A 10,100-nucleotide genomic window follows, 5' to 3' on the forward strand; every position below is an offset into this window, starting at 1 on the left:
AGGGCAAGCGGCCGAGGGCCGGGCTGATCAAGCTGATCGATGCCGAGCGGCGTGGGCTGGTGCCCGGGGTCGTACGCATCGGGTGGGCCACCTGGAAGTTCTTCCTGCCCAACTATGACCCCTCGAAGGAGGGCTCGACGGCGCAGGCGGTGAGCTATCTGGCCAAGTCGCCCGCGGCGATGCGGGCGGACGCCATCGCGGAGGCGCCATGACCGGCCCTGCCCACTACTCCGTACCGGACATCCCCGACTCGCGGCTCTACCGCGCCCTCGAAGGGGTTGTCGGGGCGTACTGGACCAAGGCCGCCTACCGCTCCTGGCGGCGCCGCAAGCCGCTCGGCCGGATCGACCGTGACCTGCACGTCAGGGTCAGCCGGATCGAGGAGGAGGGCGTCGACGTCAAGGCGATCTGGTTCGTCCGCGAGGACCCTTCGACAGGCTCAGGACGACGCGGCTCTGTCGACCTGCCGGCCTGGGACCCGGGCGCACACGTCGACGTGCTGCTGCCCAGCGGCCGGCTGCGGCAGTACTCCCTCAACTCCGACCCCGACGACCTCTCCGCCTACCGGATCAGCGTACGGCTGATCGAGCCATCAGCCGGCGGAGGACTCGGGTCGCTCGAGGCGCACCATCTCGAAGTCGGTGACCGGCTGGTGCTGAAGGGGCCGCGCAACGCGTTCCCGTTCGTCGACTCGCCCGCGGGCTATCTCTTCGTGGCCGGCGGCATCGGGATCACCCCGATCCTGCCGATGCTCCGCGACGTGGTGCGGCGAGGCCTGCCGTACGAGTTCGTCTACACCGGGCGCTCGCGCGACACGATGCCGTTCCTCGAGGAGATCCGGGAGATCGTCGGCGACCACGAGATCCACCTGTGGCCCGACGACGAGATGGCCCCAGGGTCAAGGCGGAGGCCGGACGCGGCCAGGATCATCTCGCTGGCGCCCGAGGGGGCCGCGCTCTACTGCTGCGGTCCGATGCCGATGATCGAGGCGATCCGCGCGCAGATCCCCGACCCGCTGATCGACACGCTGCACTACGAGCGGTTCTCACCGCCTCCCGTGCTCGGCGGCCGCCCGTTCCGCGTACGCCTCGAGGACTCCGACGTCGAGGTCGAGGTGGGCGCCGAGGAGTCGGCGCTGACGGCGGTCCGCCGGGTGCGGCCGGCCCAGGCGTACTCCTGCCAGCAGGGGTTCTGTGGCACCTGCCGGGTGCGGGTGCTGGAGGGCGAGATCGAGCACCGCGACCACGCGCTGGCCGACTACGAGCGCGACGGGCACATGATCCTCTGCGTCTCGCGGGCGAGCGGGACCGTGGTGATCGACGGCTGATCCGGGACCGCAGGGGCGCGTTAACGGCTTGCCGGGCGCACCTGTCGGCTGGTCTCCTTGCGATATGACTGCCCTCGCCCCTCCCTCGCTCGGTCTCTACGACTCCTGGGCGGCCGCGGTCGCCGAGTTCGACGGGGCGCACATCGACGGCGCCGCCATCCCGGACGAGGAGAACTCCGACACGAGCCGGGAGGCGTGCGAGCGGCTGATCGCGCAGACCTCGACGAACCGGAACCCCTCGGTCCCGCCGGCCGCCGGGCGGGTGCACGCCTCTGCCTTCTGGATCACCTCGGACGACGAGGTGGTCGGGTTCATCCAGCTGCGGCACGAGCTCAACGACTTCCTCGAGAACGTCGGCGGGCACATCGGCTACTCGGTGCGACCCTCGGCCCGCCGCCAGGGGCACGCCCGACGAGCGCTGGGCCTGTTGCTCGGCGAGGCCCGTGTGCTCGGGCTGGAGCGCGTCCTGATCACCTGCGACGACGACAACGCGGCGTCGGCTCGGACCATCGAGTCCCAGGGCGGCGAGCTCCAGGACGTCTTCGACGGGTCGGCCTACGGCTGCGGCCTCAAGCGGCGCTACTGGATCAAGCTGTGAGGGAGGATGACGTCGCGACCGAGGGAGAGCTGGAGTGGGCACTGGCGGGCGGGTCCGCCGGGCCCGCCGAGACGGCCGAGGAGGTGCTGGCGGTCCTGAGCGCGACCGGACGTACGCCCGAGGTGGAGGTCGACACGCTGCGCGCCGCCGCGTTCCTGCTCGTCTCCCAGGACAGGCTCGACGAGGTCGGCCGGGGCTGGCTGGAGCTCCTCGACGCGGTCAGGGCACATCCCGACGCCGCTCTGGCCGATCTGCCTCCGGCACGCACAGACTGACTGCTCAGGCGGTGCGCGCGGTCATCACGCCAAAGCCGGCAATGTACTCCTTGATCGGGCGGTAGTACTCGTAGCCGACACGGTAGGGGCCGGCCGCGGTGAGGGCGGCGAAGGCAGCCACCCAGGTGCGTACCTCATGGGCAGAGTTGCCGGCCTCCTCGGCCATCTGCGCGGGAGTCATCGCATCGATGGGGGAGAGGTCGCCGGAGGCGAGCACCTTCATCAGGGCCTGGTCCCACTCGGGGGCGAGATCCTGGATCGTGGCCGTGCCTGCGGCGAAGTCACGGCCGGTCTGGATGACCCGCTCCTGGCGGGCGTCACGGGCAGCGGCAGTGGGGTGGCGGCCGTTGAGGAGCAGCGCGCGCTGCGCCTCGGTGGCGGTGGCCCACTGTGGCACCGGCGGGTCGTGGGAGAGGCCGCCGGAGCCGACCACCAGGACCCGCTCGTCGGTCAGCGTGGCGAGGAAGGAGCCGATCGCCTCGCCTAGCGAGCGCACCCGGCCCATTCGGGTGAAGGGCTTGGCGACGCCGTTGACGAAGACCGGGATGGTCGGCACGGTGTCGATGCCGCCGAAGAGGATCTCAAGCGGCTGGATGGCGCCGTGGTCGATCTCCATCTTGCGGGAGATGGCGATGTCCAGGTCGCGCTCGGCGACCCACTCGGCCAACTGCTCCGCGGTCTCCGTGGGGACGCTCAGCGGGCCCTCGGTGGTGCCGTAGTCACCCACTCCCTCGGCCGCGTAGCCGATGCAGAACGGGGGCATCAGATCGTGGAAGAAACCGTTGTAGTGGTCGGGCGCGAAGGAGACGACCAGCGTCGGGTCGTACTCCTTCACGAAGCCGCGCGCCGCAGCGAAGGCCGCATCGACCTCGGACTTCACCTCGGCTGGTGGGTCGTTGTATCCGAACAACGGGGAGTGGGACATGGTGACGAGGGCGAGGCTCATGCGTCTGCTCCTTCGGTGGTGAGGTACGAGGCTGCCCGAAGGGTCGCGTCGAAGGCGGCCGAGGCCTGCTGGGCGAGCGATGCGGCGGCGACGAAGCGGTCCGGTCGGAGCACGAGGAACCCGCAGGCGCGTACGTCGAACCAGTCTTTGACGGTTCCCGTGGTGTCGCCGACGATCGTCGTCGGCGATCCCGCGAAGCGCTTCTCCGCCCACGGGCGCTGGGTCTCGGGGAAGAATGCGACCAGCCTGATGCCGAGCTGTTCGGCGGTGGCCAGGTCCTGCTCGGAGAGCAGGCGTGCGGGGTCGTTGCCCCAGGCTGCGATCGTCCACCAGTCGCCGATGACCTGGTCCAGCAGGACATTGCCGGCGCCGGAGGTGGACACCCTCGGCTGGATGAACTGCAGCCCGACCGGTGAGATCCCACCGGCCGAGTCGACGAACGGGGCAAGCCTGGCACCCTTGAACGAGACGTTGGAGCGGCCCGGCTCGAGGGTCGCCTGGTCGACGACGACACCCGCTGAATACCTCGGCATCGGCTTGAACCGGAGCTCGGAGAAGTAGGCCTTCATGGCGGGTCGCAGGTTGAGCAGGCTCGCCGCGCGGTCGCGCAGCCAGCCCTTGACCGGTCCGCACTTCATGATCGCGCCGGCCGCCATGTTGACGTCGATCATGTCCGAGGCGTGCTGGTGACGCTCGTCGGTGTAGGTGTCGAGCAAGTCGTCGCTGGCCTGGCCGCGGAGGATCGCGGTCAGCTTCCAGGCGAGGTTGGTGGCGTCGCGGATCCCGGAGTTCCATCCCTGGCCCAGCCACACCGGCATCAGGTGCGCGGCGTCGCCGGCGAGCATGACCCGACCCTTGCGGAACGTGGTCGCGATCCGGCCGTGGTGGGTGAAGACGCGCTGGTTGATGATCTCGAGCGCGTCCGGATCGGGCACGTGCCGGGCGAGCAGGACACGGCGGAAGCCGGCGGTCTCGGCCAGCTCGGTCGGCTCGTCGTCGAAGAGCATGAACTCCCACCGGCGGATGCCCAGCGGAAGTCCGATGGAGACGTACGGGCGGCGCGGGTCGGCACCCAGGTAGACCGATGGCGTCCCGACAGGGTCGTCCTCGACGTCGACGACGAGCCAGCGCGTCGAGGGAGACTTCCCCTCGAACTCGACCCCGTGCTTCTCGCCCAGCCAGGAGCGGGTGTAGCTCCGACCGCCTTCGGCGCCCACGACGTACGCAGCGGTGAGCTCGACCCGCTCGCCGGACCCGGTCTCCGCGGTGACCCGGACGTGGTCGGCCTCCTCGACCAGGTCGACGACCTCGTGGGTGAAGCGCAGCTCGGTGTCGGCGAAGCGGTCCAGGCCGGTGGCGAGCTCCTTGTCGACCAGCGGCTGGATGAAACCGTGCTTGCGGACGTACCCGAACTCCTGGGTCTTGGGGTCGTTCTTGGCGAGCACCTGGCCTCTGCCGTTGACGAAGCGAACCACGTGGTGGGGGACGGTGCAGGGCTCGATCTGCTCCCACAGGCCGGCGGTGTCCAGGGAGCGGATCGACTCGTCGTCGAGCCCGACTCCGCGGGGGTAGTCGATCAGCTCGGAACGAGCCTCGAGCACGATCGCCGAGGTGCCGCGTAGGCCGAGGAGGTTGGCGAGGGTCAGCCCGACGGGACCACCGCCGATGATCAGGACCTCGGCGTCGAGTGTCGTCATCACCGTCGCCTCAGCTGTTGCTCGAGCTGGGCTGCTCGCTTCCTGCGCTGGCGCGCAGGCTGGGCTGCTCGCTTCCTGCGCTGGCGCGCAAGAAGTCGACGACGAGACGGTTGAACTCGTCGGCGTGCTCGATCATCGCCCAGTGGCCGCAGCGGTTGAGGAGAACCAGACGTGAGTTGGGGATGTTGGCGGTCAGCCACAGGCTGGTCTCGTAGTGCAGCACCCGGTCGTCGCGGCCGTGGATCAGAAGCGTCGGCACCTCGATGCCCGGGATCAGGCTGCGGTCGACCTTGATCGGGATCGGGGCTCCGTGCGCGAGACCCTCGACATAGTTCTCCAGGTGCTCGGGGCGCGCCAGGGCGGCTTCGGAACGGGCCCGGGTCAGCTCGGGCGTAGCGAATCGCGCCTTGTCGTACGTCATGATCTCGACAAGCGCTCGCATGTTCTCCGGCGAGGCGTCCTTGTAGGCCTTGACCAGCACCTTCAGACCCTCCGAGGGGCCGTCGCCGGGGCCGAACAGGCTACTGGGGAAGCCCTTGCCCAGGGAGGCGCCCATGGTGACCAGATGGGTGACCCGCTCCGGGTGGAGCGTGGCGAAGCGGATCGCCGTGTGTGCGCCCATCGAGTTGCCCACCAGGGCGGCGTTCTCGATCCCGAGCGCGTCGAGGATGGCGACCAGGTCGGCGTCGTGATCCATGTCCTTGGTGGCGACTGCGTCCGAGTCGCCCCAGCCGGGCATGTCGGGGGCGATCACGTGGAAGCCGGCGGCGGCGACACGTTCGATGTTTCCCGAGAAGTTCGACCACCCGGTGGCGCCCGGACCGGAGCCGTGGAGCATGACGACCGGCACCCCGTCGGTCGGGCCGGACTCGTAGTAGCGGACGTACGTGCCCGAGGGCAGCGTCAGATCGCGGGTGGCGGACTCCTTGGTGATGACCATCGTATCTCCTAGTGCGTTATTTACACGTCATGAACCGATAATTGCACGACGTGACGCAAGAAATATGACGGCGGTCACCAAGGGTTGTCAAGGTCGCGCGGATCAGCCCAGGGCTGCGGCGACCCGCGCGGCGGCAGCCACGAGCTTCGGTGCCGAACCGCCCGCGACCTCGCCACGATGGGTGATCAGGTTGAGGCAGGCCGGTGGTACGCCCTCCGCCGAGGGGAGTGGTACGGCGACGCCGTACGCCCCCTGCTCGACCTCGCCGAACGTCTCGGCATAGCCGAGCCGGCGCGCCTCGGTGACGCTGTCTCGTTCGCCGGGAAGTGCCGGCTGCGCCGCCAGCAGTGCGACGCCCGCGGAGCCGCGCCCGATCGGGTGGCGGCTCCCGGTCCTGAAGGAGAGCACGTACGCCGCGCCCGGCGGCTCCACGACGGAGAGCGCCACCGCCTCGCTGCCCTCGGCGACCAGGAGCGAGATGGTCGCGCCGAGGTCCTCGGCGAGCTCGCGCATGGCCGGTTCGGCAGCCGCGCGCAAGGTGGTGTGAATGCCCGCGGCCAGGGCGGTGAGTCCGGTTCCGGTGCGGTAGCGGCCGTCGGGGCTGCGTGTGACCAGCCGGAACTCCGCCAGCGTCGCCAACACCCTGGAAGCGATCGAGCGGTGCACGTCGAGATGCGTGGCCACCTCTTGGATGCTCAATCCGTCGCGCGCGGTGGAGACCAGCTCGAGCGTACGTAGGCCGCGGGCCAGTGTCTGGGACCCGGTTGCGGGGCGGGCGGTCTCATCCATGGGGGCCAGCGTAGACGCGGCGGAGGTCGGCGCCGTGGATGTGGGTGTGCCTGTTGTGCGGGGTTGACAGGTTCGTGTGACGCCATTCACACTCTCCGATATCTACACGGATACGTGCAATATCTACACACGACCGAGGAGCACCCGTGGACCTCACCGACGCCATCCGCAAGAACCCGATGAGTCGCTTCCAATGGCTCGTCGTCGCGATCTGCATCGTGCTCACGATGATCGACGGCTACGAGATCCTGATCACCTCGTTCACGTTGCCGGCGCTCACCGTCGAGTGGGGCCTCTCCCCGGCACAGCAGGGTCTGGTCGCCTCCTTCGGCACCCTCGGCATGGGCATCGGCGCGGTCTGCCTCAGCCCGCTCGCCGACCGGATCGGCCGCCGTAGGCACATCGTCGGAGCGCTCGGTCTGCTGACCCTCTCGATGGTCCTGGCCGGCCTCGCCCCCTCGTACGAGATGTTTCTCGCGTTCCGCTTCTTCGGCGGTCTCGTCCTCGGAGGCATCGTGGCGAGCATCAATGTGCTGGTGGCGGAGTACTCGAACGCCGACCGGCGTGGCGCGGTGATGGGTGTCTTCGGGATCGGCCTGCCGCTGGGTGCGGCCGTCGGCGGTTTCCTCTCGGTCGCGCTCATCGCCAACTTCAGCTGGCGCGGCCCATACTTCTTCGCCGCGATCGTCACCGCCGTCGTCATGGTCATCGCCATCGCCGTTCTGCCCGAGTCGGTCTCATACCTGGTCGGCAAGCGCCCGCCCAACGCCCTGGAGACCTACAACAAGATCGCCCGCAAGATCGGCGTCGAAACGGCGACGGTGCTGCCGCCGGCCCCGGTGAAGGCCGTCTCCCAGACCTTCCTCAGTGGTGTGTTCAAGGGCGCGATGCTGCCTCGTACGCTGCTGCTGTGGCTCGCCTACGGCACGCTGATCGCGTCGTTCTACTTCGCCAACAGCCTGACCGCGAAGCTGGTCGCCGAGTCGACCGGTGACCCCGACTTCGGCATCAATGCTCAGGCGATGGTCGCCGCCGGTGGTGTCATCGGTGCGCTGGTCTTCTCGATGCTCTCCCGCTGGATCCACCCGCGCCTGGTCACCGGCCTGGTGATGCTCTTCGGGTTCGGTGTCTTCTTCGCCTTCGCCGCCTTCTTCACCGACCGCACCATGGTGCTGGCGCTCTCCGTGCTCATCGGCCTCGCGGTCAACGGCGGTGTGGCCGCCTACTACGCGATCAGCCCGTCGATCTATCCGTTGGCGATCCGTGCGGCCGCGGTCGGCCTGATGATGGGCGTAGGTCGCGTGGTGGCCTTCTTCGCACCCAACGTCGCAACCTTCCTGCAAGGCCTGGGCTATGGGGCCGACGACCTCTACCGAACGTACGGCCTGGTGCTGGTCGTCTCCGCGGTCGCGGTGACCGGGCTGCACCTGATCTACCGCGGTCAGAAGGACGCGATGGACGACGAGGCCGAGGAGGCTGTGGCATTGGCGCAGGCCCGAGCCTGACCTCTCGGCGGTCGGGCTCAGCGCGACAGGGACCGGCGGCGCGCGACGAGGCTGGAGAGACCCTGGGCGGCCGCCCGGACGATGGTCACGTGGGACTCGGGGCGGAAGCGGCCCACGGGGCCGGTGATGCTGATCGCGGCCAGGGCCTTGTCGCCGTCGGTGAGGATGGGGGCGGCGATGCACTGGAGCCCGGGTGCCGACTCCTCACGCTCGAAGGCGATGCCGTTCTCGAGGGCGGCACCGAGCTGGCGCTCCAGCAGGCCGGCGGCGACGATCGTGTGGGGCGTACGTCGCTCGAGGGGGCCGCTGAGGACCTCCTGCTGGACCTCGGCATCGGAGAAGGCGAGCAGGATCTTGCCGATCGCGGTGCAGTGGACCGGCATCCTCCCGCCCGGACGCGAGGGTGACTTGGCCTGGCGGTGACCGCCGATCTTGGCGACGTAGACGACGTCATGGCCCTCACGGACGCCGAGGTGGACGGTCTCGTGGGTGCGCTCGTAGAGGTCCTGGAGGAACGGCATCGCCAGCTCCAGGAGCGAGCGCTCGACCGAGGCGCGCATGCCGAGCTCGAAGAGACCGCCGGAGAGGCGGTAGCCGAGGTTGGTGCGGTCCAGGAGGCGGTTGGTGACCAGGTCGCCGGCGACGCGGTGCGCGGTCGCCTTGGGGAGGCCGGTGCGGCGGACGAGCTCGGCCAGGGAGAGCACCTGGTCGTCGACCGTGAAGGCCCGCAGGATGGTCACCGCCTTGCCGAGCACGGTGTCGAGATCGGCAGGCTCGGAGGGCATGGGATCACCGTACCGGTCAGCGGGACGCGGGCCCTGCTGATGCGGCCATCGGCTGAGACCGTGGGCACATGAGCGAAGTGACCTCCCCGCCTGGTGCTGCCTCCGACGCTGCCGTCGTGGCCGCCGCCGACCGGCTGCTGACCGCCGCGGCGACAGGCACTCCCGTGCCGCCGATGCGGGACCTGCTCGATGCGACCGATCTGGCCACGGCGTACGCGATCCAGGAGCGCCTCACCGCGGCCCGGGTCGCCGGCGGCGCGAGGATCGTCGGCCGCAAGATCGGGCTCACCTCCGAGGCGGTGCAGCAGCAGATCGGCGTGGACACCCCTGACTTCGGTGTGCTCTTCGACGATATGGCGTACGCAGCGGGCGATGTGATCCCCGCGAAGGCGATCCTGCAGCCCAGGGCCGAGGCCGAGATCGCCTTCGTCCTCGCGGCCGACCTGGCCGACGGTGACCTCTCCTACGACCAGGTCAGGGAGGCCATCGACTACGCCGTCGCCGCGATCGAGATCTGCGGCAGCCGGATCGCGGACTGGAAGATCGCCTTCGGCGACACGGTCGCGGACAACGCCTCGGCGGGGGCCTACGTCCTGGGGGCCGAGCGCCGGACCCTCGACGAGTTCGAGCCCAAGGACGTCTCGATGTCGATGTCGATCGACGACGAGGAGGTCTCGACCGGCACCGGAGCCGCCTGCCTGGGCGACCCGGTCAACGCGGTCCAGTGGCTGGCCCGCTACGCCCGCGACTTCGGAGAGCCGCTGCGTGCCGGCCAGCTCATCCTCTCCGGCGCACTCGGCCCGATGCGGCCGATAGCCCCGGGCGACACCGTTCGTTCCACCGTGTCGGGCCTCGGCTCGGTGGCCTTCACCGTAGGAGACTGACGATGGCTCTGAGCCCAACAAGCAAGGCGAAAGTGGCGATCATCGGGTCGGGCAACATCGGCACCGATCTGATGATCAAGGTGATGCGTACCTCCCAGCATCTGGAGATGGGCGCGATGGTCGGGATCGACCCCGACTCCGACGGCCTGGCGCGGGCGCGGAAGTTCGGGTTCGCGGCCACGTCCGACGGCGTCGAGGGGCTGATCGCCCTGCCGGAGTTCGACGATATCGAGATCGTCTTCGACGCGACCTCGGCCAAGGCGCACGTGGCCAACGCGGCGGCGCTGGAGCCCTACGGGAAGCGGCTGATCGACCTCACCCCCGCGGCGATCGGGCCGTACGTCGTCCCGGCCG

At 69.6% G+C, this 10,100-nt stretch carries 10 protein-coding genes and 2 pseudogenes; 7 read left to right on the forward strand and 5 right to left on the reverse strand.

All coding sequences use genetic code 11. From position 1 onward, the window contains the following. The 4 genes and pseudogenes from ACRDPS_RS00765 to ACRDPS_RS00780 all read left to right on the forward strand — a co-directional run. Positions 1-212, forward strand: a pseudogene (locus ACRDPS_RS00765) (metal-dependent hydrolase); the annotation flags it as partial. After that, positions 209-1,327: a PDR/VanB family oxidoreductase gene (locus tag ACRDPS_RS00770; protein WP_431499706.1), complete on the forward strand. Its 1,119-nt coding sequence runs from the start codon at positions 209-211 to the stop codon at positions 1,325-1,327. The pseudogene ACRDPS_RS00765 and the gene ACRDPS_RS00770, both read left to right, overlap by 4 nt. A gap of 64 nt (positions 1,328-1,391) precedes the next feature. Next, entirely contained in the window at positions 1,392-1,925 is a 534-nt protein-coding gene (locus tag ACRDPS_RS00775; RefSeq protein WP_431499707.1) for a GNAT family N-acetyltransferase, read from the forward strand. Next, a complete protein-coding gene (locus ACRDPS_RS00780; protein ID WP_431499708.1) occupies positions 1,922-2,200 on the forward strand; it encodes a hypothetical protein in 279 nt (92 codons plus the stop codon). Before ACRDPS_RS00775 ends, ACRDPS_RS00780 begins: the two co-directional genes overlap by 4 nt. Before the next feature lie 4 nt (positions 2,201-2,204). Here ACRDPS_RS00780 and ACRDPS_RS00785 read toward each other — a convergent pair whose 3' ends face one another. The 4 genes from ACRDPS_RS00785 to ACRDPS_RS00800 form a co-directional block, all read right to left on the reverse strand. Then, a complete protein-coding gene (locus tag ACRDPS_RS00785; RefSeq protein ID WP_431499709.1) occupies positions 2,205-3,146 on the reverse strand; it encodes a 3-carboxyethylcatechol 2,3-dioxygenase in 942 nt (313 codons plus the stop codon). Continuing rightward, positions 3,143-4,843, reverse strand: coding sequence for a bifunctional 3-(3-hydroxy-phenyl)propionate/3-hydroxycinnamic acid hydroxylase (locus ACRDPS_RS00790; protein WP_431499710.1), 1,701 nt, complete (start codon positions 4,841-4,843; stop codon positions 3,143-3,145). The genes ACRDPS_RS00785 and ACRDPS_RS00790 overlap by 4 nt, the downstream gene beginning before the upstream one ends. A gap of 10 nt (positions 4,844-4,853) precedes the next feature. Continuing rightward, entirely contained in the window at positions 4,854-5,783 is a 930-nt protein-coding gene (locus tag ACRDPS_RS00795) for an alpha/beta fold hydrolase (RefSeq protein WP_431499711.1), read from the reverse strand. A gap of 102 nt (positions 5,784-5,885) precedes the next feature. After that, positions 5,886-6,572: an IclR family transcriptional regulator gene (locus ACRDPS_RS00800; protein WP_431499712.1), complete on the reverse strand. Its 687-nt coding sequence runs from the start codon at positions 6,570-6,572 to the stop codon at positions 5,886-5,888. 146 nt (positions 6,573-6,718) lie between these two features. Here ACRDPS_RS00800 and ACRDPS_RS00805 point away from each other — a divergent pair, with 146 nt between their 5' ends. Further along, positions 6,719-8,077: an MFS transporter gene (locus ACRDPS_RS00805; RefSeq protein ID WP_431499713.1), complete on the forward strand. Its 1,359-nt coding sequence runs from the start codon at positions 6,719-6,721 to the stop codon at positions 8,075-8,077. A 17-nt stretch (positions 8,078-8,094) separates the two neighbouring features. Here ACRDPS_RS00805 and ACRDPS_RS00810 read toward each other — a convergent pair whose 3' ends face one another. After that, positions 8,095-8,862, reverse strand: a complete 768-nt coding sequence (locus ACRDPS_RS00810; protein ID WP_431499714.1) for an IclR family transcriptional regulator — start codon at positions 8,860-8,862, stop codon at positions 8,095-8,097. A 68-nt stretch (positions 8,863-8,930) separates the two neighbouring features. On the opposite strand from ACRDPS_RS00810, the gene ACRDPS_RS00815 reads away from it, so the two are divergent. After that, positions 8,931-9,746 carry a 2-keto-4-pentenoate hydratase gene (locus ACRDPS_RS00815; RefSeq protein ID WP_431499715.1) on the forward strand — a complete coding sequence of 272 codons (816 nt, stop codon included), beginning with the start codon at positions 8,931-8,933 and terminating at the stop codon, positions 9,744-9,746. Between the two features lie 2 nt (positions 9,747-9,748). Further along, a pseudogene (locus ACRDPS_RS00820) lies at positions 9,749-10,100 on the forward strand (acetaldehyde dehydrogenase (acetylating)); the annotation flags it as partial.

The organism is Nocardioides sp. (genome assembly GCF_050699375.1).
Classification (GTDB): domain Bacteria; phylum Actinomycetota; class Actinomycetes; order Propionibacteriales; family Nocardioidaceae; genus Nocardioides.

What these genes read in the sequence shown, in the direction of transcription:
- ACRDPS_RS00790 (WP_431499710.1), bottom strand. Translation starts at nt 4,843, where the DNA reads ATGACGACACTCGACGCCGAGGTCCTGATCATCGGCGGTGGTCCCGTC.
- ACRDPS_RS00770 (WP_431499706.1), top strand. Translation starts at nt 209, where the DNA reads ATGACCGGCCCTGCCCACTACTCCGTACCGGACATCCCCGACTCGCGG.
- ACRDPS_RS00810 (WP_431499714.1), bottom strand. Translation starts at nt 8,862, where the DNA reads ATGCCCTCCGAGCCTGCCGATCTCGACACCGTGCTCGGCAAGGCGGTG.
- ACRDPS_RS00785 (WP_431499709.1), bottom strand. Translation starts at nt 3,146, where the DNA reads ATGAGCCTCGCCCTCGTCACCATGTCCCACTCCCCGTTGTTCGGATAC.
- ACRDPS_RS00800 (WP_431499712.1), bottom strand. Translation starts at nt 6,572, where the DNA reads ATGGATGAGACCGCCCGCCCCGCAACCGGGTCCCAGACACTGGCCCGC.
- ACRDPS_RS00795 (WP_431499711.1), bottom strand. Translation starts at nt 5,783, where the DNA reads ATGGTCATCACCAAGGAGTCCGCCACCCGCGATCTGACGCTGCCCTCG.
- ACRDPS_RS00815 (WP_431499715.1), top strand. Translation starts at nt 8,931, where the DNA reads ATGAGCGAAGTGACCTCCCCGCCTGGTGCTGCCTCCGACGCTGCCGTC.
- ACRDPS_RS00775 (WP_431499707.1), top strand. Translation starts at nt 1,392, where the DNA reads ATGACTGCCCTCGCCCCTCCCTCGCTCGGTCTCTACGACTCCTGGGCG.